Annotated in this window: 18 protein-coding genes; 3 read left to right on the forward strand and 15 right to left on the reverse strand. The window is 68.7% G+C overall.

What is annotated here, in order from left to right:
• Window positions 1-4: 4 nt before the first annotated feature.
• The 8 genes from AB4Z18_RS08645 to dusB all read right to left on the reverse strand — a co-directional run bounded on the left by AB4Z18_RS08645 (window position 5) and on the right by dusB (window position 11,617).
• Window positions 5-1,696, reverse strand: a complete 1,692-nt coding sequence (locus AB4Z18_RS08645; RefSeq protein ID WP_441782273.1) for an ABC transporter ATP-binding protein — start codon at window positions 1,694-1,696, stop codon at window positions 5-7.
• Window positions 1,693-2,763: an ABC transporter permease gene (locus AB4Z18_RS08650; RefSeq protein ID WP_441782274.1), complete on the reverse strand. Its 1,071-nt coding sequence runs from the start codon at window positions 2,761-2,763 to the stop codon at window positions 1,693-1,695. The genes AB4Z18_RS08645 and AB4Z18_RS08650 overlap by 4 nt, the downstream gene beginning before the upstream one ends.
• Window position 2,764: 1 nt before the next feature.
• The gene (locus AB4Z18_RS08655) at window positions 2,765-3,862 is read right to left on the reverse strand and encodes an ABC transporter permease (RefSeq protein WP_441782275.1); all 1,098 of its coding nucleotides are present in this window, start codon (window positions 3,860-3,862) and stop codon (window positions 2,765-2,767) included.
• A gap of 95 nt (window positions 3,863-3,957) precedes the next feature.
• Window positions 3,958-5,586: an ABC transporter substrate-binding protein gene (locus tag AB4Z18_RS08660; protein ID WP_441782276.1), complete on the reverse strand. Its 1,629-nt coding sequence runs from the start codon at window positions 5,584-5,586 to the stop codon at window positions 3,958-3,960.
• 194 nt (window positions 5,587-5,780) lie between these two features.
• Window positions 5,781-7,676 carry a DNA primase gene (dnaG, locus tag AB4Z18_RS08665; RefSeq protein ID WP_441782277.1) on the reverse strand — a complete coding sequence of 632 codons (1,896 nt, stop codon included), beginning with the start codon at window positions 7,674-7,676 and terminating at the stop codon, window positions 5,781-5,783.
• 90 nt (window positions 7,677-7,766) lie between these two features.
• Window positions 7,767-9,032: a DUF4282 domain-containing protein gene (locus tag AB4Z18_RS08670; protein ID WP_441782278.1), complete on the reverse strand. Its 1,266-nt coding sequence runs from the start codon at window positions 9,030-9,032 to the stop codon at window positions 7,767-7,769.
• A gap of 106 nt (window positions 9,033-9,138) precedes the next feature.
• Window positions 9,139-10,437, reverse strand: a complete 1,299-nt coding sequence (locus tag AB4Z18_RS08675) for a deoxyguanosinetriphosphate triphosphohydrolase (RefSeq protein WP_441782279.1) — start codon at window positions 10,435-10,437, stop codon at window positions 9,139-9,141.
• A complete protein-coding gene (gene dusB / locus AB4Z18_RS08680) occupies window positions 10,427-11,617 on the reverse strand; it encodes a tRNA dihydrouridine synthase DusB (protein ID WP_441782280.1) in 1,191 nt (396 codons plus the stop codon). The genes AB4Z18_RS08675 and dusB overlap by 11 nt, the downstream gene beginning before the upstream one ends.
• Window positions 11,618-11,650: 33 nt before the next feature.
• Between dusB and AB4Z18_RS08685 the strand changes: the two genes are divergently transcribed.
• Window positions 11,651-12,169 carry an aminoacyl-tRNA deacylase gene (locus AB4Z18_RS08685; protein ID WP_441782281.1) on the forward strand — a complete coding sequence of 173 codons (519 nt, stop codon included), beginning with the start codon at window positions 11,651-11,653 and terminating at the stop codon, window positions 12,167-12,169.
• Window positions 12,170-12,457: 288 nt separating this feature from the next.
• Window positions 12,458-13,216 carry an endonuclease domain-containing protein gene (locus AB4Z18_RS08690; RefSeq protein ID WP_441782282.1) on the forward strand — a complete coding sequence of 253 codons (759 nt, stop codon included), beginning with the start codon at window positions 12,458-12,460 and terminating at the stop codon, window positions 13,214-13,216.
• A gap of 21 nt (window positions 13,217-13,237) precedes the next feature.
• Here the strand turns inward: AB4Z18_RS08690 and AB4Z18_RS08695 are convergent, their stop codons facing one another.
• Genes AB4Z18_RS08695 through recO form a run of 4 tightly spaced genes read right to left on the reverse strand, consistent with a single transcriptional unit; the run spans window position 13,238 to window position 15,677 of the window.
• On the reverse strand, window positions 13,238-13,375 hold the full coding sequence (locus tag AB4Z18_RS08695) for a hypothetical protein (RefSeq protein ID WP_441782283.1): 138 nt from the start codon (window positions 13,373-13,375) through the stop codon (window positions 13,238-13,240).
• Window positions 13,372-14,043, reverse strand: a complete 672-nt coding sequence (locus tag AB4Z18_RS08700; protein WP_441782284.1) for a DsbA family oxidoreductase — start codon at window positions 14,041-14,043, stop codon at window positions 13,372-13,374. Before AB4Z18_RS08700 ends, AB4Z18_RS08695 begins: the two co-directional genes overlap by 4 nt.
• Before the next feature lie 27 nt (window positions 14,044-14,070).
• Complete coding sequence (locus AB4Z18_RS08705) at window positions 14,071-14,895, reverse strand: isoprenyl transferase (protein ID WP_441782285.1); 825 nt, start codon at window positions 14,893-14,895, stop codon at window positions 14,071-14,073.
• A complete protein-coding gene (recO, locus tag AB4Z18_RS08710) occupies window positions 14,892-15,677 on the reverse strand; it encodes a DNA repair protein RecO (RefSeq protein ID WP_441782286.1) in 786 nt (261 codons plus the stop codon). Before recO ends, AB4Z18_RS08705 begins: the two co-directional genes overlap by 4 nt.
• 146 nt (window positions 15,678-15,823) lie before the next feature.
• Here recO and AB4Z18_RS08715 point away from each other — a divergent pair, with 146 nt between their 5' ends.
• Window positions 15,824-16,585, forward strand: coding sequence for a trimeric intracellular cation channel family protein (locus tag AB4Z18_RS08715; RefSeq protein WP_441782287.1), 762 nt, complete (start codon window positions 15,824-15,826; stop codon window positions 16,583-16,585).
• 145 nt (window positions 16,586-16,730) lie between these two features.
• On the opposite strand, the gene leuA is transcribed toward AB4Z18_RS08715, so the two are convergent.
• The 3 genes from leuA to AB4Z18_RS08730 form a co-directional block, all read right to left on the reverse strand.
• Entirely contained in the window at window positions 16,731-18,503 is a 1,773-nt protein-coding gene (gene leuA, locus AB4Z18_RS08720) for a 2-isopropylmalate synthase (RefSeq protein WP_441782288.1), read from the reverse strand.
• A gap of 167 nt (window positions 18,504-18,670) precedes the next feature.
• Window positions 18,671-21,154, reverse strand: a complete 2,484-nt coding sequence (locus AB4Z18_RS08725; RefSeq protein ID WP_441782289.1) for a bifunctional lysylphosphatidylglycerol flippase/synthetase MprF — start codon at window positions 21,152-21,154, stop codon at window positions 18,671-18,673.
• Entirely contained in the window at window positions 21,151-22,440 is a 1,290-nt protein-coding gene (locus AB4Z18_RS08730) for an alpha/beta hydrolase (protein WP_441782290.1), read from the reverse strand. The genes AB4Z18_RS08725 and AB4Z18_RS08730 overlap by 4 nt, the downstream gene beginning before the upstream one ends.
• Window positions 22,441-22,515 lie beyond the last annotated feature (75 nt).

The raw sequence follows: 22,515 nt of genomic DNA on the forward strand, positions 1-22,515 counted from the left end.
GACCCTAAGCGCTCTCCGACTGCAGTTGGTGCAGCGCCTCCCGCCGGTCGGCCTGTTCGATCGGGTCGGGGACGGGCAGCGAGGCCAGCAGCCGCTGCGTGTACGCCTCTCGAGGGCTGCCGAGCACCTCGGCGCCGGTCCCCTCCTCGACCAGGATGCCGCGGTGCAGCACGGCGATGCGGTCGGCCAGCAGGTCCACCACGGCCAGGTCGTGGCTGATGAACAGCGACGCGAAGCCGAACTCGCGCTGCAGGTCGGCGAACAGTTCGAGCACGCGCGCCTGCACCGACACATCCAGAGCCGAGGTGGGCTCATCCGCGATCAGGAGGGACGGTTCGAGGGCCAGCGCACGCGCAAGGCTCGCACGCTGCCGCTGTCCACCGGACAGCTCGTGCGGGAAGCGGTCGCCGTAGGCGCGGGGCAGCTGAACGGCCTCGAGGAGCTCATCCACCCGCTTGCGGGCATCGCCGGCCGAACTCGCGCGTCCGTGCACCACCAGCGGCTCGGCGACGCACTCGGCGATGGTGAGCAGCGGGTTGAAGCTGGATGCCGGGTCCTGGAACACGAATCCGATGTCGCTGCGCACCTTGCGGAAGTGCCGCTCGCGGACGCCGTTCATCTCCTGGCCGAGCACCTGCAGCGAACCGCCGGTGACCCGGTTGAGCCCCGCGATGGCACGACCGATCGTGGTCTTGCCGGAGCCGGACTCACCGACGAGGCCGAGCACCTCGCCCGGATGGATGTCGAACGACACTCCGTCGACCGCCACGAACCCGGGACGGCCGAGCCGGCCGGGATACTGGATGCGCAGATCGCGGGCCTGCACCACAGGCGCCTCGATCGGACGCTCGGCTCGCGCTATCGCGCGGTCCTGCGTGGCCATCAGGCCCTGCCCGATCTTGGGCACGGCGGCGAGCAGCTTCTTCGTGTAGTCCGCCTGCGGGTCGGCGAACAGCGTCCGCACCTCCGCCTGCTCCACGACCTTGCCCTGGTACATGACCGCGACCCGATCCGCGAGATCGGCGACCACGCCCATGTTGTGGGTGATCAGCACGATCGCCGCGCCGAATTCGTCGCGGCAGCGGCGGAGCAGGTCGAGGATCTCGGCCTGCACCGTCACGTCGAGCGCCGTGGTGGGCTCGTCGGCGACGATGAGCCCGGGGTTCAGCACGAGCGCCATCGCGATGACGATGCGCTGCTTCTGGCCGCCGGAGAACTGGTGCGGGTAGTACTTGACCCGCTTCTCCGGCTCCGGGATGCCGACCCGCTGCAGGATCTCGATCGCCCGGGCCTGCGCCTCCTTCTTCGACAGCTTCCCGTGCGCCCGCAGCCCTTCGGCGATCTGCCAGCCGACCGGATAGACGGGGTTGAGAGCCGTCGAGGGCTCCTGGAACACCATGGCGACGTCGGTGCCGCGCACCTCGCGCAGCTTGCTCTTACCGATCGAGACGATGTCCGCCTCGGTGCCGCCGTCGCGACTGCGGAGGATGACCGCGCCGGATGCGGTCGCCGTCTCCGGGAGCAGCCCGAGGATCGTCTTCGCCGTCACGGTCTTGCCCGAGCCGGACTCGCCGACGATCGCGAGCACCTCCCCCGGCGCCACGGTGAGGCTCACGCCATCGACCGCCTTGACGGCGCCCGCGTCGGTGGAGAACGTGACCGACAGGTCCTTGATCTGTACGACGTCGTCGCTCATGGACGTACCTCGATTCCGTGCTCGTCGAAGGACTCGCCGCCCTCGAGGCCGTCCACTCCGCCGGGACCGGCGGTCAGGGTGCCGCCCGGCACCACCGAGGTCTCGGCGACCTCGCCGGAGGCGGCGGCCGCACGACGGCGGCCGCGAAGGCGCGGGTCGGCCAGGTCGTTCAGGCTCTCGCCCACGAGCGTGATGCCGAGCACCACGAGCACGATCGCAAGACCGGGGTAGATCGAGGTCCACCAGATTCCGCTGGTCACGTCATCCACGGCCTTATTGAGGTCATAACCCCACTCAGCTGCGGCCGTCGGCTCGATGCCGAACCCGAGGAAGCCGAGGCCCGCGAGGGTCAGGAGCGCCTCGGACGAGTTCAGCGTGAAGATCAGCGGCAGGGTGCGGGTGGAGTTGCGCAGCACGTGACGGAACATGATCCGGCTGTTGCTCGCCCCGACGACCTTCGCCGACTCGACGTACGCCTCCGCCTTGATGCGGACGACCTCCGAGCGGATGACCCGGAAGTACTGCGGGATGTACACGACGGTGATCGAGATCGCCGCCGCCAGGATGCCGCCCCAGAGGCTCGACTGCCCGCCGCTGATCGCGATGGCCATGACGATGGCGAGCAGCAGCGACGGGAACGCGTAGATCGCGTCGCAGAGCACGACGAGAACACGGTCGAGCCAGCCGCCGAAGTATCCCGAGATCAGGCCGAGGAACACTCCGAGGAAGATCGAGAGGATCACCGCGACGATCATCACCAGGATCGCCGTCTGGGTACCCCAGATCACCCGGGAGAACACGTCGTAGCCGCCGGAGGTGGTGCCCCAGATGTGGGCGGCGCTCGGCGGCTGCTGCGCGCCGAACGACACCCCGTCGGCCTTCGACTGCGCGAAGCCGTAGGGCGCGACCAGCGGAGCGAAGATCGACAGGAGGATGAAGACGGCCGTGATGACGAGGCCTGCGACGAGCATCCCGCGCTGCAGTCCGACGCTCTGGCGCAGCTGGTGGACGACAGGGAGGCGGTCCCAGAGGGAGCGCTTGCGGGAGGTGAGCGATGCCGTGGACATCTCAATACCTCACTCTCGGGTCGAGGAGGGCCGCGATGATGTCGACCACGAAGTTGGTGAGCGTGACGATCACCGCGAGCAGCACCACCATGCCCTGCACGGCGACGAAGTCGCGCGCCTGAAGGTAGTGCACGAGCTGGAAGCCGAGGCCCTTCCACTCGAAGGTCGACTCGGTCAGCACCGCGCCGCCGAGCAGCAGGGCGATCTGCAGACCGATGACCGTGATGATGGGGATGAGCGCCGGCCGGTACGCATGCTTCCGGAGCAGCCGGGATTCGCTTACGCCACGTGAGCGGGCGGCATCCACGTAATCGGTCGACAGTGTCCCGATCACGTTGGTCCGGACCAGGCGCAGGAAGATGCCGGCCGTCAGCAGGCCCAACGCGACGGCGGGCAGGATGGCGTGCGTCAGCACGTCGCCGACCACTGCCGGGTCGCCGGTCTGGAACGCGTCGATCAGGTAGATGCCGGTCTTGTTCTCGAGCGTCTGCATTTCGAGTTCGGAGCCGGTGGACGCGCGCCCCGACACGGGGAGCCATCCCAGCCAGATCGAGAACACGAGCTTCAGGACGAGGCCCACGAAGAAGACGGGCGTCGCGTAGCAGAGGATCGCGAAGACGCGCAGGCTCGCATCCTGAGCCTTGTCGCGGAAGTACGCGGCCACGAGGCCCAGCGGAATGCCGACGACGAACGCGACGATGAGTGCGTAGAAGGCGAGTTCGAGCGTGGCGGCGCCGTACGTCAGCAGCACCTCGGTGACCGGCCGGTTGTCCGTGAACGTCGTGCCGAAGTCGCCGCGCAGGAGCTGGCCCAGGTACTCGAAGTACTGGACGAAGATCGGGCGGTCGTACCCGGCCTCGTGCACGCGCTGGGCGAGCTGCTCGGGGGGCAGCTTGCCGCCGAGCGCGGCGGTGATCGGGTCACCGGTCGACCGCATCAGAAAGAAGACGACGGTGACCAGGATGAAGATGGTGGGGATGATGAGGAGGGCGCGGACCAGGATGTAGCGGCCCAGGCCGCCTCCCGGACGTCGATTCGCCTTCGTCCGTTCTGGCCCGGGGGCGGGTCCCGCCGCCGGAGCACTGACAGTCGCTGTCATGGAAGCCAATCGTGGTGGTTCGTGGAAAGGGGGCGGCTCGCTGCGTGAGCGAGCCACCCCCCGGTTCGGCTCAGAGCTGGTGGCTCAGGGCCGGATTACTTCGAAAGAGCCGCGTAGCGGAACTTGAACGAGGCGTCGAGCGTCTTGTCGGCACCCGAGACGTCCTTGCCCACGACGGCGATCTGCGAACCCTGCAGCAGCGGCAGGGTGCTCAGGTCGGCTCCGACCTTGGCCTGGATCTCCTCGATCAGCTTGGTGCGCTCGGCCTTGTCGGTCGTGCCCGCCTGCTTGGCGATGAGGTCCTGGACCTCGGCGTTGTCGTAGTGGTTGGCGAGGAAGTTCTTCTTGATGAAGAACGGCGACAGGTAGTTGTCGGCGTCGGAGTAGTCCGGGAACCAGCCCAGCTGGTAGGCCGGGTACACGTCGGACGTGCGGTCCTTGGAGTACTGCACCCACTCGGTCGACTGCAGGTTGACCTTGAACAGGCCGCCGTTCTCCAGCTGCTCCTTGACCAGTGCGTACTCGTCACCCGAGGACGGGCCGTAGTGGTCCGGGTTGTACTGCAGGTTCAGGGAGACCGGGGTGGTCACGCCCGCCGACTGCAGGGCCTGCTTGGCCTTGTCGAGGCTCGGGCCGCCGTTGCCGTCGCCGTACAGGTCCTTCAGGACCGTGGTGGCGCCGGTCAGGCCGTCCGGAACGAACGAGTACAGCGGGGTGTAGGTGCCCTTGTAGACCTGGTCGGCGATCGCCGAGCGGTCGACGAGGTCTGCCGCCGCCTGGCGCACGGCGAGTGCCTTCTTCGGGTCGGCCTCGGGCGTTGTGGCGCCGTACGGCTGGGTGTTGAAGTTGAACACGATGTAGCGGGACTCGCCACCCGGGCCCTTCACGACCTTGACCTTGTTGTTGCCCTGGAGGCTCGAGACGTCGGTCGCCGAGAGGCTGCGGTAGGCGACGTCGATCGCGTTCTTCTGGATGTCGAGCTTCAGGTTCGACGACTCGGCGTAGTACTTGACGTTGACCTTCTCGGTCGCCGGCTTTCCGAGGAGGCCCTTGTAGTCCGGGTTCGCCTTGTACGCGATCAGGTTGTTGAAGTCGTAGCTCGTGATGTCGTACTGACCGGCGAACGGGTGACCCTTGACGATGGTGTTGTCAGCCGTGACCTTGTCGGCCGAGAAGACCTGCTCGTCGACGATCGGACCGGCGGGGCTCGAGAGCACCTGCGGGAACGTCTGGTCGTTCGGGACCTTCAGCTTGAACACGACCGTGGTCTTGTCCGGGGTCGAGACGCTGTCGAGGTTCGCGAGGAGCGATGCCGGCCCGTTCGGGTCGTTGATCTTGCTCTGACGATCGAACGTGAACTTCACGTCCGACGAGGTGAGGTCGTGACCGTTAGCGAACTTCAGGCCCGGCTTGAGCTTGACCGTGTACTCGGTCGGCGAGGTGAAGTCGGCGCTCTCGGCGATGTCCGGCTTCACGTCCGGGCTGCCGTAGGGCGTGTTCAGAAGGAACGGGTACACCTGGTTCATCACGGCGAAGGAGCCGTTGTCGTACGAGCCGGCCGGGTCGATCGACGTGATCTTGTCGGTCGTGCCGACGGTCAGGGCGCCGCCGCCTCCCCCGGAGCCGTTGTTGCTCCCCGAGCAGCCGGCGAGCACCAGTGCCGTTGCTGCGAACGCGGCGGATACGGCGAGCAGGCGCCGTCCGCCGTTGTGTGCGGATGTCATATCCGATTACCTCTTCCTGGTGTGGGATCGCGGCGGCGTCGTCGCAGGCATGCGGGTCGCCCATCGCGTGAGAACTTTCCTAGCACGGAAAGGTCACGATTCATGCATTCGGATAGGGATCCGGGCGCGATCTTTACAGGGACGCAACAAAAGAGCGACTATCGGGGCGAACGGCGACGGATTTCGCAGGAGCGTCATTCGCCGCGGAGACGGCGCCGTTCGGTCTCGATCGCGACCATCGCCCGCTCGATCTGGCGGCGCAGTTCAGGCTCCTCCGTGCGGCCGAGGCGGGATGTCAGCTCCGCCTTCTCGCGCAGCAGGTCACGGTCGATCAGGCCGTCGACGATCGACCGGGCGTAGCGGCCAGGGTCGCCGCCCTGCGGCAGGGCCGCGACCGCGAGCCCGTTCACCGTCGGGGCATACGCCTGCGGCACCTCGGCGAGGACGCGGTCGACCCACCCCGGTTGCGTCATCGTGGGGAGCTGGCTGGCGATCGCGTCCCGCACGACGGCGTGCGTGGGGTTCACGAAGGGCACCTGGACGGCGCGGGCGGCCCGCTCGGCGCCCACCTCGCCGGGCAGCTGCAGCAGGACCATGAGGCTCTCGCGCTCGGTGCGCTGTGTGGGGTCGGAGAGCTCGGCTCGCGACAGCTGGACCTGACCTTCGCCGCCCGGGCCGGACGTGCCGTCGGCGCCGCCCTGCGCGGTGCCGCCCTGGCCGTCGCGGGAACGGCCGCGGGAGTCTCCGCCCGAGCCGTCTCGGGAGCCGCCGCGCTGGGCCGCACGCACAGCTCGCACCGCATCCTGAAGGTCGCCTCCGGAGAGTCGCGCGAGTTCGCGCGTGTACCCGTTCTGCGAGGCGGGGTCGCGGATGGTGGCGACGATCGGCGCTCCCGCGCGGAGCGCGGCGGCGCGGCCCTCCACCGAGTCGAGGTCGAATCGCTCGACCACCTGGCGGATCATGAACTCGAACATCGGCTTGCGCGCGTCGATCATGCGGCGCACCGCATCGTCGCCCTTGGAGAGCCGCAGGTCGCACGGGTCGAGGCCGTCCGGACCCACAGCGACATAGGTCTGCGCTGAGAAGCGCTGCTCCTCGCCGAACGCACGCGTTGCCGCCTTCTGGCCTGCGGCATCCGGATCGAAGGTGAAGATCACCGACCCCTGACTGTTGTCGTCGCCCATCACGCGGCGGATCACCTTGATGTGATCGACGCCGAACGACGTTCCGCACGTGGCGACGGCCGTGGTGATGCCGGCCAGGTGGCACGCCATGACGTCCGTGTAACCCTCGACGACCACCACCTGGTCCTGCCGGGAGATGTCCCGCTTGGCGAGGTCGAGGCCGTAGAGCACCTGTGCCTTCTTGTAGACCGGCGTCTCGGGGGTGTTCAGATATTTCGGACCCTTGTCGTCCTCCAGCAGCCGGCGGGCGCCGAAGCCGATCGTCTGGCCGGTGACATCCCGGATCGGCCAGATCAGCCGACCGCGGAACCGGTCGTACACACCGCGGTCGCCCTGGGAGACGAGCCCGGCGGTGAGCAGCTCCTCCTGCGTGAATCCCTTGCCGCGCAGGTGCTTGGTGAGCTCATCCCAGCTCTTCGGGGCGAAGCCGACGCCGAAGTGTGCTGCTGCGGCCGAGTCGAAACCGCGCTCACCGAGGAACCGGCGGCCGGGGTCGGCGTCGGGCGCCGAGAGCCGGTCGCGGAAGAACTCCTCCGCCGCGGAGTTCGCGGCGAGGAGCCGCGCCCGGTTTCCGGAGCCCTCCGATGGGCCGCCGCCACCCTCTTCGTAGTGGAGCTGGTACCCGATCCGGGCCGCGAGACGCTCGACCGCGTCGGTGAACGACACGTGATCCATCTTGAGGAGGAACTCGTAGACGTCGCCGCCCTCGCCGCAGCCGAAGCAGTGGTAGCGGCCCACGCCCGGGCGCACGTAGAAGCTGGGGCTCTTCTCGTCGTGGAACGGGCAGAGGCCCTTGAGCGCGCCGACACCACCCGTTTTCAGGCTGACGTAGTCGCCGACGATGTCGCCGATGTTGGTGCGGGCCTTGACCTCTTCGATGTCGCTTTGTCGAATCCGGCCGGCCATATCTCGATTCTAGTGAGCCGCGGAGACACTCGGTCCGGCTCGGCCGAATCTGTGGAGTACTCCCCCGGGCTCGCCCCGGCTACTGTCCTGCTACTTCCCCGGCGGGCGACGGCGACGTGTGTTCTGGGCGATCTCGATGATGGCGCAGAACACTTCGATCCCGACGCGGAGCAGGAGCACGCTGAGCATGGCCCCGACCAGCGTGATCAGCACGCCGAAGAGGAAGACGAACGCCCCGATCGGCGCGTGCGTCGCGATGGCGGACGTCAGGGAGTTCGTGAAGCCGACCACGATCCCGAGGCCGATGAGCACGAGGCCGACGACGTACACCGGACCCGCGAGCTTGCGCGTCACGTAGTTCGTGAAGGTGAAGTCGAACAGCGAGGAGAAGAAGCGCGAGTCGTCCAGGCGGTCGGCGAGGTCGGTCACGGTGCGTCCGTGCCCCGGCTGGCTCGGGTCGGTCTGCGCGTCGGCGGGGGTGCCGGCCTCGGGCGCGACCGTTTCGGGCGCGACGGTTTCGGGCGCGGCCGTTTCGGGCGCGACGGTTTCGGGCGCGATCACTTCGGTCGCGACGGTTTCGGGCGCGGCCGTTTCGGGCGCGACGGTTTCGGGCGCGATCACTTCGGTCGCGACGACCTCGGTGGCCTCGGGCGTCTCGCGAGCCTCGGTCGTATCCACTGGAGCCTCCTGCGTGGCCTCATCGGGGCCGGCAGCCGGCTCCGTGCTCACCGTATCGGCCGGAACCGCGGCCGCGGACGACACGCCCGACGCGGTACCCGCATAGAGTTCCGCCGCAGTGGGGAGGCGCTTCGTCGTGGCGTTGTCGGTCGAGGCTGCTTCGCCGCTCTCGATCAGCGGTTCTGCCGGGGACGTGGAGGTGTCCGTGCTGGCTGAGGTAGTCGGAGCGGCGGTGGTCGGAGCGGCGGTGGTCGGAGCGGCGGTGGCGAGCGGCTCGCGCGCGCCGAGCGTGGCATCCATGATGCCCGGAGCCTCGCCCTCCGGAGCGATCGCCGCCGTCTTCGCGGCCGTGCGGCGGGTGCGCGGCGTGGAAGGCTTCTTGGCGGCAGGCTTCGCTGCGGCGGCAGGCTTCTCCGTAGCGGCTTTCTTGGCTGCGGCAGGCTTCGCTGCGGCGGTGGGCTTGGATGCTGCAGCCGGCTTCGCCTCAGCAGCCTTCGCAGTGGTTCCCGCGCGAGGCGTGCGAGTCGCACCGCTTGCCGTGGACGTGCGCGGCGTGCGGCGACGCGTTCCCGGCGTGACGGGGGCCGGCTGTGCCGCCTCCGCTGCTGCCGAGCCGTCCGTCGCCGACCCGCCCTCGGTGGGGCGCTCGCCGTCCGTCGGTGGTTCTGCGGTGCTCATTGGTCTCCTCCTGAGGCTCGACTCCCAGCATTCTGCACAGGGCCGAGGTATTCAAGCCCGGGCTGCGCGCCCAGCGTCCCTTCTGTGCGTCACAGTTCTCTGCGACTCAGTGCTGCACGAGCCGTTCGTACCAGGCCAACGCCGACTGGTCGGTGAGGCTGGCCACCTGATCCACCACCACGCGGCGGCGTTCGTCGTCGGTCGACGCGGCCCGCCAGTCCTCGGCGAATCCGGGGTCGAGTTCGGCCGGCCCGCGCTGGAACAGCAGGTCGGCCAGGGTCGTCAGGATCTGCCGCTGCTGCGCGTAGATCGGCTGACGAGTGTTCCGGGACATCACGAACGTCGCCACGATGCCCTTCAGCACGGCGATCTCTGCCTGGATGCCCTCCGGAACCACGACGTCCGCCCCGAAGCGGATCAGATCCGTCCGGCCGGCCGACTCCTTCGTCGCATGCACGGCGGCGTGAGCGAACCGTCCGATCAACTGACTGGTCAGATTCTTCAGCCGGGCCTGCGAACGGCGCGAGCCGTCCCATCCATCGAGCCAGATATCCATGCTGTCGAGCCTGTCGAAGGCTTCGATCAGGTGCTCGTGGCTGATCTCGCCGCCGATCCACTCGTGCATCGACTCCACCAGGTCCTCGTGGTCGACCCGGCTGCCCAGCGCCGCCACGTCGATGTAACCGTTGACCACGGCGTCCTCGAAGTCGTGCACCGAGTAGGCGATGTCGTCGGAGAGGTCCATGACCTGCGCCTCGATGCAGCGCTGACGCTCAGGAGCGCCCGTGCGCATCCACTCGAACACCGCCCGGTCGTCGGCGTAGAACCCGAATTTCGCCCGACCGCTCGGATCGGCCACCGAGTTGGAAGCCGGCCAGGGATACTTGCAGCTCGCGTCGAGGCTCGCCCGCGTCAGGTTCAGGCCGTACGGGCGGCCGTCACGGCCGAAGACCTTGGGCTCCAACCGGCTCAGCAGCCGGAGGGTCTGTGCGTTGCCCTCGAATCCGCCGATGTCGTCGGCCCACGCGTTGAGCGCCCGTTCGCCGTTGTGGCCGAACGGTGGATGGCCGATGTCGTGCGCGAGGCAGGCGGTGTCGACGATGTCCGGGTCGAGCCCCAGGCTGTTGGCGAGTTCGCGACCGACCTGGGCGACCTCCAGCGAATGCGTCAGCCGGTTGCGCGCGAAATCGAGCCCGGCGGTGGGGCTCAGAACCTGCGTCTTGGCCGCCAGCCGTCGCAGCGCGCTCGAGTGGAGCAGCCGCGCCCGGTCGCGGGCGAAGTCGCTCCGGCGGTTGGAGTGGTGCTCAGGCATCCACCGCTCCTGGTCGTGCTCGGTGTAGCCACCGCCGATCGTCTCGCCGCTAGAGGCCGTCGGGCGTGCGGTCGCCGCCACGTCATCCACCACTGTTATGCACCTCCGCATCGGCGACCTCGGCGCGCTGTGCGCCGTCGAGCTCACGGCTCTGCAGCCAGCCGTCGGGAAGAGCAGGACGCTTCGGCGAGCCGGCGCGCCCGCGCTGGCCTTCCGCGGCCTCCCCTGGATACTCCTGGTCGGCGTCGAGGGTCGCGAGCAGCTCGTCGAGGTGCTCGAGAGTGTCGACGGTGGCCAGGCTCGCCCGCAGGTCGCCGCCGACCGGATAGCCCTTGAAGTACCAGGCCACGTGCTTCCGGATGTCTCGGCAGCCGCGCTCCTCGCTGTCGAAGAACTCGACGAGCAGTTCTGCGTGCCTGCGGAACGCCTGCGCGACCTGTCCGAGCGTCGGATGCGCCTGCGCAGCCTCGGCCTCCGCCGCGGTGATCTCACCGGCGCGAGCACGGAAGGCGGCGGCCAGGTCGCCGAACAGCCAGGGGCGCCCGAGGCAGCCGCGGCCGACCACGACGCCGTCGCAGCCGGTCTCCTCCACCATCCGGATCGCGTCCGCGGCCGACCAGATGTCGCCGTTGCCAAGGACGGGCGTCGAAGTGACCGTCTCCTTCAGCTTCGCGATCGCCGACCAGTCGGCGTGACCGGAGTAGAACTCCGCCGCCGTGCGCGCGTGCAGCGCCATCGATGCGACGCCTGCTCCCTCGGCGACGCGCCCGGCCTCGAGGTAGGTCAGGTGGTCGTCGTCGATGCCCTTGCGCATCTTGATCGTGAGCGGGATGTCGCCTGCGGCCTTGACCGCTCCCTCGACGATCTCGCGGAAGAGCCCGAGCTTCCACGGCAGGGCCGCCCCACCACCCTTCCGGGTCACCTTGGGGACGGGACAGCCGAAGTTGAGGTCGATGTGATCGGCGCGGTCTTCAGCGACGAGCATGGTCACCGCTTCGCGCACGGTCTTCGGGTCGACGCCGTAGAGCTGGATGGACCGCGGGGTCTCCGACTCGTGGTGCGTGATCAGCCGAAGGGACTCGGGGGTGCGTTCGACGAGGGCGCGCGACGTGATCATCTCGCTGACGTAGAGCCCGGCACCGAACTCGCGGCAGAGCCGCCGGAAGGCGGTGTTGGTGATCCCCGCCATGGGCGCGAGGACCACGGGCACGTTGAGCTGCAGCGGACCGATGGTCAGCTGGGGCGCGTGGCTTAGGGTGGCAGTGGTAGACATCTCACTCGATTCTCCCAGAAGGCGCGCTGAACTATGGCCGAGAGCCCGGAACAGGTGGACAACTCCCCCGCTGGCGGTGCTGTGAGCACCGGTCGCGAGCGAGTGGCCGAGGATGCGCAGGCGCGAGGTGTGGACATCCGCATCATCGAACGTCCCGCCGCCCGAAGCCTTGAGGAGGCCGCGTCGCTGCTCGGCATCCAACCGTCCGACATCGTGAAGACGCTGGTCGTCAAGCGCAGCGACGACACGTTCGTCTTCGCGCTCGTGCCCGGCGGTCGCAAGATCGCCTGGCCCAAGCTCCGCTCGGTGCTGCAGGTGAACAAGCTGCAGCTGCCCGACGCGTCCGTCGCCCTCGCGGCGACCGGCTACGAGCGCGGGACCATCACCCCCTTCGGCAGCACCACGGCCTGGCCCGTGGTCGCCGACGCGAGCATCCTCGGCCGCACCGTCTCGATGGGCGCCGGCGAGCACGGCTACTCCCTCTTCGTGGATGCCGACGCCCTGATCGCCGCCTTCGGCGCCACCGTCGCCGACATCACCGACCCCGAGTAGCCATCTGCTGGTCCCAACACGCCGTCACACGCGCGTCGTAACGGCATGTTGGGACCAGTAGTTGAGCTGCCTGTGGATAACGGGAAGTGGATGGGACGCGTTACGGCAGGGTGACGGGGTGAGACCTCCACAGCCCCTGCCTCCATCACTGCACCTCTCGGCCTTCTCTGTTGCAGCTGCACGGGCGGCGGGCGTTCCACCGCAACGGTTGCGGCGGTCCGACCTGGCGGCTCCGTTCCATGGGGTCCGGATGCCAGACCGCCGGGACCATGGTGATCTCGTTCGGGCATGCACGGCTATCGCACTGTGATGCGCGAAGGCACATTCTTCAGCCACTCGACCGCCGCCGCGCTCTATGGATTGCCGTTGCCACGCTGGGTTCTGCACCACACCTTGCACGTGTCGTCCGTGCTTCCTTCTCGTGCACCGAAGGGGCGGGGCGTCATCGGCCACGCCCTCGGACGGGCTCCGAGGTTGCGCGCGATCACCGGATTCACCGTCCCTGAGCCGGTGGAGGTGTGGTGTCAGCTCGCCGCACAACTCACCGTGGACGATCTCGTCCTCGCCGGCGACGCCCTCCTCCGTCGCAAGCACCCGCTTTGCGATCACCAGGAACTCACCGACGCGGCACGAACCGCGACCGCCCGTCCCGGTGTTCGCAAGCTGCGCGCCGCCGCGGAACTCGTGCGGGCGCGGACCGATTCACCGATGGAGTCGGTATTGCGGCTGGCCATCGTCCGTGCCGGGTTGCCCGAACCCGAGGTGAACTTCACGATCATCGATGCAACCGGTCGAGCGATCGCATCCGGCGATCTTGTCTACCCTTCTGTCCGCCTGGTGATCGAGTACGACGGTGACCACCATCGGTCAAATCCTGTGCAGTACCAGGCGGATATCGACCGGCTCTATCGAATCGAAACGCTCGGATGGGCGGTGCTCCGCATCAGCAAAGAGCACATGCGCCACGATGCGTGCGAAGCGGTGCGGCGGATACGGGGCGCCCTGAAAACGGGTGGTCCCAACACGCCGCGATCACATGGTCGGTAACGGCGTTTTGGGACCAGTAGATCACGGGAGGGCGCAGGTGTCGCCGTCGCAGACGGCGGCGGGGGCGCCGAGTGAGACCAGCGGGACGCGCGGCGCAGGCGCAGCCGGCGCAGGCGTCGGCTGCAGCGGGGCCGCAGCGCCGTCGGCGGGCGCGCTCACGCGGTCACCGCCGCGCGCTCGGACCAGACCTGCTCCAGCACCTGGGCGAAGGTCGCCGCATCCTGCGCACCGGAGACACCGTACTTGCCGTCGATCACGAAGAAGGGGACGCCGTTGATGCCGTATTCGACGGCGGTGGACTGGTCGGCGCGGACGTCGTCGAGGTACTGCGACGACTCCAGGGCCGCGACGGCGGCATCCCGATCGAGTCCCACCTCGGCGGCGAGGTCGGCGAGGTCTGCGACGCGGCCGACGTGACGACCCTCCACGAAGTACGCGCGGAACAGGCGCTCGGCCAGTTCCAGCTGCTTGCCATGCGCCTTCGCGAAGTGCAGCAGTTCGTGCGCCTTGACGGTGTTCGTGTGCTTCAGGTTCTCGAAGTCGTAGTCGAGCCCGACGGAGGAGGCGATACCGGTCACCCGCTCCAGCATCTGCTCGACCTGTGCGGCCCGCATGCCCTTGTGCCCGGCGAGGAAGTCGATCTCGCTGCCCTCGAAGTCGACGGGGGTGTCCGGCGAGAGTTCGAACGAGTGGTACTCGACCTCCACTGCGCGGTCATCGCCCGCGTCGGAGAACAGGCCGCTCCCGGCTTCGAACTTGCGCTTCCCGATGTAGCACCACGGGCACGCGATATCGGACCAGATGTCGACCTTGATGGGTTCGCTCACTCTGAGGACAACCGTGCGGGACGGCAACTATTCCGCGGCGCCCGTGGTCTCCTCGGTCGGCGCATCCACCGCACCACCGAACCGGCGGTTGCGCCGCAGGTAGAGGTCGACGGCATCCCACAGGTCGGTGCGGCTGAAGTCCGGCCACAGCGTGTCGAGGAACACCATCTCGGCGTAGGCGCTCTGCCACAGCAGGAAGTTGCTGGTCCGCTGCTCCCCCGAGCTCCGTACGAAGAGGTCGACGTCCGGCATGTCGGGGAGGTAGAGGTGACGCTGGATGGTCTTCTCACTCACCGCGGACGGCCGCAACCGCCCGGCCGCGACGTCGTCGGCGATCGAGCGCACGGCATCGGCGATCTCGGTCCGTCCGCCGTAGTTCACGCACATCGTCAGGGTCAGCACGTCGTTCCCGGCCGTGAGCTGCTCGGCGTACTGCAGCTCCTTGATGACCGACGACCACAGCCGCGGCTTACGGCCCGCCCACCGGACGCGCACGCCCCACTCGTTGAGCTGGTCGCGGCGGCGGTGAAGCACGTCGCGGTTGAAGCCCATCAGGAAGCGCACCTCCTCGGGCGAACGCTTCCAGTTCTCGGTCGAGAACGCGTACACGCTGAGGTGCTTGATGCCGACCTGGATGGCGCCGGCCACGACATCCAGCAGCGCCGCCTCCCCCGCACGGTGACCCTCGATGCGGGTGAGGCCCTGCCGGTTCGCCCAGCGGCCGTTGCCGTCCATGACGATGGCCACGTGCGAGGGGACTCCGCCGGCCGGGAACGCCGGCGGGTACACCCCGGTCCAGTCCAGCGGGCGGTACTCGACCGCATCCTTGTGGGTGTAGGGCTTCGGACTCATCCACTCGCCTTCTGGTCGTGCGTGGGCTGGTCGTGCGGGGCCGGGCTATGCGGCGTCTGGTCGTGCGGGATGTGCTGCAGTGAGCGCAGGCCGCGCTCCAGGTGCCACTGCGTGTACGCCGCGACGACGCCGTTCGCACGGCTGCGGGTGGGTTCGGGAGCCGCCTCCGCCGCCGCCCAGTCGCCGGTCAGCAGCGCGCCGAGCAGCGCGATCGTGTCCGCGTCGACCCGGGGTGCACCCTGAGGCGCGCAATTGTCGCAGACCACTCCACCGAGCTGGACGACGACCGCGGTGTGCGGCCCGGGGGCGCCGCAGCGGGAGCAGTCCTCGAAGCTCGGCGCCCATCCCGCAAGCGACAGGGCCCGCAGCAGGTACGAGTCGAGGGTGAGCCCGGGGCCGTGCTCTCGGCGCGACAGCGACCGCAGGGCGCCGACAAGCAGCAGGTACTGCTGGAGGGACGCCTCGGCGTCGGTCAGCCGGTCCGCCGCCTCCACCATCGCGTTCGCCGCCGTGTAGCTCGCGTAGTCCTCGGCGATCAGCGCGCCGTACGCCCCGATCGACTCGGCTTGCGTGACGATGTCGAGGCTCCGGCCTTCGTACAACTGCACGTCGGCGACCATGAACGGCTCGAGACGCGACCCGAACCGGGATGCGGTGCGCCGCACTCCCTTTGCCACCGCCCGGATCTTGCCGTGCTGCCGGCTGAGCATGGTGACGATGCGGTCGGCTTCCCCCAGCTTGTGGGTGCGGAGCACGACGGCTTCATCACGGTAGACAGGCACACCCCAGTATCGCGCCTACGGCTGACAGGAACGGGTATGCAGAGCCGTGCGGGGTTACCTCGGTCGCAGGCTCCCTCGGCGCTGGGGTCGCAGGACCGCTTCGCGCCCCTCTAAGCTCCACCGCGCGCGCATGGTACATATGACAAGTGAGCACGACCGCCCAGACTATCGGCGCCCTGTCGATCCCGTTGTGGGGCGACCTGATCGCCGTCGGCGTCGGCAGCCTCCAGGGAGCGATGTTCGCCTCCGGCTTCCGCGACCGCCGTCTCGACCTGCTCGGCGTCGCCATCATCGGCGTGGCGACGGGCGTCGGCGGCGGTCTGCTGCGCGACCTGCTGCTGAACGTTACGCCGGTCGCGCTGCAGTCGAACTGGTACCTGCCGATCACGGTCGTCGCCGCACTGCTCGGGATGCTGCTGATCCGCCTGTTCCGTCGGCTCGACCCGGTCATCACCTTCCTCGACGCGCTGACGATCGGTCTGTTCGGCGCGATCGGCGCGAGCAAGGCGCTCGCGCTCGGCCTACCGGAAGTGCCCGCGGTGTTCGTCGGCGTGGTGGCGGCGGTGGGCGGTTCCATCCTGCGCGATGTGCTGCTGAACTTGCCGATCGCGCTCATGCACGTCGGCTCGCTCTACGCGGTGGCGGCGGGGGCGGGCACGATCGTGCTCGTCGTGATGATCGACCTCGGTGTGCCGCTGACGGTCGCCGCGATCGTCTGCGTCGTGGTGACGCTCACCATCCGGCTGCTCGCGGTCCGATTCGGCTGGAGCCTTCCGGAGCAGCGGGAGCTCGGCCGCATCCCGCGCCCGCGCTGGCCCCGTTTCACGCGCGCGCCTAGCGCCGAGCGCACGGCCGAGCGCACCGACACCGGTGCCATCCCCCGCTACCGCATCGACAAGCCCGAGTAGCGCCAAGCTGCCGGCGAGATTCGGCACGGATGTCGACTCTTGCGTGACGAAAATCGACATTCGGCACGAATCTCGCCGGGCGGACAGCACGAAGCCCGACATCCAGCACGAATGTCGGGCTTCGCGAAGGGAGGCGAGGGAGGCGTCAGGCGGTGACGAGCTCCTCCGCCGACCGGCCGGCGCCGGAGCGCACCGCGCGGTTCACCGCGGAGACGACCGCCTTGAAGGATGCCGTGGTCGTGTCCGCGTCGATGCCGACGCCCCAGCGGCGCTGGCCGTCCACATCCACCTCGACATAGGCTGCCGCCAGAGCGGACTCGCTGGCCGACAGCGTGTGCTGCGAATAGTCGTACAGGTGGGCGTCCACCCCGTGCTGGTGCAGGATGTCGAAGAACGCCGCGATCGGACCGTTGCCCTCACCCGTGGCCTTCGAGACGGTGTCGCCGTCGCGCAGGGTCACGGTGAGCACCACGTGCTCGCCGGTCTCGTTCGAGGTCGTCGTGCTGCCCAGTTCGAAGCGTCCCCACTTGGCGTCCGCGTCGTCCGTCGGGGCCGGCAGGTACTCGTCCTGGAACACGGCCCAGATCTGGTCGCTGGTGACCTCGCCGCCCTCGGCATCCGTCTTGGCCTGCACCACACCGGAGAACTCGATCTGCAGCCTGCGCGGCAGGTCGAGCGAGTGGTCCGACTTCAGCAGGTACGCGACGCCGCCCTTGCCCGACTGCGAGTTGACGCGGATGACCGCCTCGTAGCTGCGGCCCAGGTCCTTCGGGTCGACCGGCAGGTAGGGAACGCCCCAGACCAGGTCGTCGACCGTGACGCCCTGGCGGACGGCCTCCGCCTCCATGGCCTCGAAGCCCTTCTTGATGGCGTCCTGGTGCGATCCGCTGAACGCGGTGAAGACCAGGTCGCCGCCCCACGGGCTGCGCTCGCCGACCGGCAGCTGGTTGCAGTGCTCGACCGTGCGCTTGATCTGGTCGATGTCGCTGAAGTCGATCTGCGGGTCGATGCCCTGCGTGAACAGGTTGACGCCGAGGGTCACCAGGTCGACGTTGCCCGTGCGCTCACCGTTGCCGAACAGGCACCCCTCGATGCGGTCGGCGCCTGCCATGTAGCCCAGTTCGGCGGCAGCGACGGCGGTTCCGCGGTCGTTGTGCGGGTGCAGCGACAGGATGACGTTCTCGCGATGGTTCAGGTGGCGCGACATCCACTCGATCGAGTCGGCGTAGACGTTGGGCGTCGCCATCTCGACCGTAGCCGGCAGGTTGATGATGACCTTGCGCTCGGCCGTCGGCTCGAACACCTCCAGCACCTGGTTGCAGATGTCGGCGGCGAACTCCAGCTCGGTGCCGGTGTAGCTCTCGGGCGAGTACTCGTAGTAGATCGTCGTGCCGGGGACCAGCGACTCGAACTGGCGGCACAGCCGCGCACCGCTGAGGGCGATGTCGATGATGCCCTGCTGGTCTGTGCGGAACACGACCTCCCGCTGCAGGATGCTCGTCGAGTTGTACAGGTGCACGATCGCCTGCTTGGCGCCGACCAGCGACTCGTACGTGCGCTTGATCAGGTGCTCTCGCGACTGCGTCAGCACCTGGATGGTGACGTCCTCCGGGATGGCGTTCTCTTCGATGAGGCTGCGGACGAAGTCGAAGTCGGTCTGACTGGCCGACGGGAAGCCGACCTCGATCTCCTTGTAGCCCATCCGCACCAGCAGGTCGAACATGATGCGCTTGCGCTCGGGGCTCATCGGGTCGATCAGGGCTTGGTTGCCGTCACGCAGGTCGACGGCGCACCAGCGGGGCGCCTGAGTGATGCGGTTGGACGGCCAGGTGCGGTCGGGCAGGTCCACGCGGATCTGCTCGTGGAACGGTCGGTACTTGTGGATCGGCATGGCGCTCGGCGCCTGACGGTTCTTCATGGTCTGTTTTCCTCTTCGCGAGCTGCGCTTGTTCGTGTGCTGGGGTGGTGAGCCGACGACGAACTCCGCGACGAGTGAGGCCCAGAACTAGGACTCGTCGCGGCAGCTAAGGAGGAGCAGACCGTACACAGCAACGAGGGTACCACCTCCGTAGGGCAGGATGCCCCCTACCGACCCCGAACGAAGCCGGCGGCCTGCCGCACGGACAGCTCCGGGAGGTAGGCGCGCACCAGCGCGATCCCGATCGCGGGCAGGGCGACCGGGTCCGGATAGGCCATGATCAGCGGGTGCAGCTCAGGCTGGAACTTCTGCTTGAACTTGAGCAGCGAGCGGAAACCGTAGACCGGCTCGAGCGACGAACTCAGATAGCCGAGCACACGATCCATCGTGTCCTTCTCGCCCTCGGCCGTCGCGGCCGTGTGCGCCAGGGGCGCCGCCGAGAGCGACATGAACTCGATGCCGTCCTCCTTCATCCGCGTGGCCGTCTCGGCGATGAGGAACTCCATGACGCCGTTGATGCTGTCCGGGCGCCTGCGCATGAAGTCGAGGGTCCAGCCGACGACGATGCCGTTGCGGTAGGTCGGCAGCCAGCTGGTGACGGCCTCGATACGGCCGTCCTCATCCACCGCGAGCATGAGCCGGACCTCGGGGTCGCGCAACTCGTCCAGACCGCCGAGGGTGAAGCCCATCTCGGGCAGGTCTTTCTCGGCGACCCACTGCTCCGAGATGTCGGACAGCTGCACGGACGCGGTCAGCGGGAGGGCCGCGAAGCTCGTCCACTCCGACCGGATGCCCGCGCGCTGCGCCCGGTTGATGGACGACCGCACGTCCTGCCACTTCTTGCCGGTCGTCGCCCACAGCTGCGGCCGGATGACGGTCTCCTCGGCGACGGTCATGGTCGACCAGCCGAGGCGCTCGAACAGCGGCCCGTAGTGCGCATCCACGCTGTAGAAGACGGGGATCCAGCCGTTGTCGTCGCAGAACCGCGCGAATCCCTGAATGGCGCCGTCCTGCGGCCCGGGGCTGCCGAACGGACCACCGGTGGTCAGGGCGACACGTCCCTCCACCCGGTAGGCGATCGCCCCGCCGCCGATGGGGTCGAACCAGTAGGAGTTGCCGGGCCAGGTCGCCATGAAGGAGATGGCGTCGCCCCCGCCGCGATGCAGCAGGTCGCGCACGTGTGCGGCCTCCCCCGTCCCCCGCCTGCGCAGCCCGCGGCCGAGCGTCGCCGGGATGGCGCCGACGATCGCGACCAGCCAGAACACGGTTCCGATGTTGTGGTAGACGACCGTCGCGAACGGGGTGGTGGGAAGGTACTCCACCGGTTCGCGCCGCAGGAAGCTCACCGGCACGAAGCGTTCGAGCACATCGGCGAACAGGTCGCCGAGCTCGATCGGCCGCGTGAACCCCGTGTCGCGCTGCAGCCATCCGACCAGCACGTAGAAGGCGATGAGGCCAACGCCTGTCGCCAGCACCAGGATGATGTATCGCCGCACCGCGCGCGCCGACGGCATCACCGTGAAGTGCCTCCGGTACACGATCAGCAGCACGGCCATGGCCAGAGGGATGAGCGTCGACAGGGCCAGGATGACCGTCACCTCCCAATACCGCGGCGACCCGACGGAATGGGCGGAGGCGACCGGGAGGATGCCGTAATAGAGCGCAGAGAGCAGCGCCAGCAAGCCGTTGACCGAAACGGCCAGCCACACGGCGAACCGCCGACCGCGCAGCAGCCCGTACGCCGCGACCAGGAGGAGCAGGAGCGGCAGCACCGAGAGGAGGACGGGGCCAAGACCGTTGATCCGCTCGAGCGTGAGATCGCGGAAGCACTGCCGCGTGACCGCGAACGCCTGACAGCGCTCCACGACGGCGCTCGCACTCGGCGCCTCGTTGCTGAACAGCAGGCCGATCGGCGACAGCATCCCGTACCGGGTCGCCCCGAGCAGGCCGATGACCGGCCCGAGCGCCGTGATCGTCAGCGCCGACGCGAGCAGCACCCGGACCTCATGATGCGAGCTGCGCAGCCAGCCCCCGGCGACGTGCGCCTGACGCAGCAGCGGCCCGAGGGCGAGGCCCGTGAGCACGGCGAGCAGCCGGTACAGGTCGGAGGGCAGCCCCGAGTACAGCAGGTACATGATCGCCACGAGGAGGGTGATCACCCGGATACGGCGGCGCCACAGCGTTCCGGCGAACGCACTCGCCGTCATGATCGTGCCGCCGATCGCGGTGAACGCATCCAGCACCAGCAGCCCGTGCACGTTCCGCGCCCACAACTCGCCGATGTCGTTCGCGACCACCTGCACCAGGACCCCGACGACAATGCCGACCACGGCCGTCCCGAAGAAGGCGAGCGCCGTCCGCCACGTCCCCATGAGCCGTTCGGACACGCCGACGAGTGCGACCGTCAGGATAAGGACGACGATGAGTTCGAGCAGGTCGTCGGTGAACAGGACCGCCGTGAACGGCGACCACCAGTGCCCGTCGAGCAGCTGGACGGCGCCGGCACCGAGCCAGCCGCGGAGGGGGCGATGCGGACCGCGGATGGGACCGGTCGCCAGCGCGAGCACCAGGATGAGCAGGGTCACCGCGGTGGTGAACGGATGCTGCGCGATGAGCCGTCCGGTGCGCGCGGCCAGAGCGGCCGGCTTCACGAACCGAGCCCCAGCTGTCGTGCGATCACGGGGAAGCCGTGCGCGAGCACATACCGCACCGTCTTCCAATCGTGCGCGGTGCCCGGGGAGCTCAGCAGCTCGGCGCGGACGCCTGCGCCCTTCGCCTCCTCGTACAGGGTTCGCGCGAAGCCCGAGTACTTCGCATCCATCGCTCCCGCGCCGAACACCATGACCGAATCCCGGTACGGTGCGTGCGCGGCGAGCAGAGAAGCCGGCTGTGCCTTCTCGTACGCCTTCTTGGATCCCCCGAACCCCGTGCTGATGGTCAGCTCCTCATTCCCCAGTGTCGGCCCCAGTTCGCTCGACGACGCCAGCGCGGAACCGAACAGGTCCGGTCGCCCGCTCGCGAACTGCACGGCGCAGGTCGCGCCCTGCGAGTAGCCGAACACGCTCCATCCTGCCGGGTCGCTGCTCACCCGCAGGTTCGAACGCACCCAGTTGCGGACATCGGTCAGCAGGTAGGTCGCGGAATCACCGTAGTCGCGCGAGTCGACGCACATCGGATTGCGGCCAGGACCGCCGAGCTGGTCGGCCGCGACGACGATCGGCGCGTAGCCGTCATGCTGGGCCGCGAACGCATCCATCGCCGTCGCCATGCCGCCCGCCGTGAACATGTCGGCCGGCGCGCCTGGCTGCCCAGACAGGGCGTACAGCACGGGGAGCGCGGGCGGGTTCGGGGTCAGCGCGACCGGCGGCAGGTAGACGACCGCCGTGCGCGCGGGGAACCGGGACTCGGTGGCGGGGATGCGCACTGTGCCGACCTCGCCCTTCGCGGGCACGTCCGCGGTCGTGGCGGTCGTCGTCGTCGCAAGCCAGTCCGTCCCGGCGACCACCTCGCCGTGCTCGGAGTGCAGCTGCAGCGCCCCGTACGGGACGACGCCGAACACGTCGTTGAGGTTGCGGTACGCACCGAAGTCGACGTTGATCCCGCAGAACGCCGTAGCCGCGAACACCGGGATGCTGACCGCGGCGATCACCTTCCGCCACCAGCGGGAGCGGAACAGGTTCGCGATCGCGAGGCTCACTCCGCCGAAGCCCAGGGCCGTCCACAGCGTCGTCACCGGTGTGAGACCGACGCCGAACACATCCAGCACGTCGGTGACCAGCCAGACCAGGAACCACCCGGCGAGTCCGCCCAGCACTGCAGCCGTCAGGCCGGCCAGCGTCCGGCGCCAGGTCGGACGGATGAGCAGGTACAGCGCCAGAACCCCGGCCACGACGTACAGCGCGCTGAGGAACGGCGGCTCGTCGATCCTCAGGGTCATCAGCCAGTTCAGAGGGCATCCTCTCGGGAGCGGGCGGGGGCCCGCGAGCGGGCGGAGCAGCAGGTGGTCACGCGG

It is taken from the genome of Leifsonia sp. 2TAF2 (assembly GCF_052115085.1).
Classification (GTDB): Bacteria; Actinomycetota; Actinomycetes; order Actinomycetales; family Microbacteriaceae; genus Leifsonia.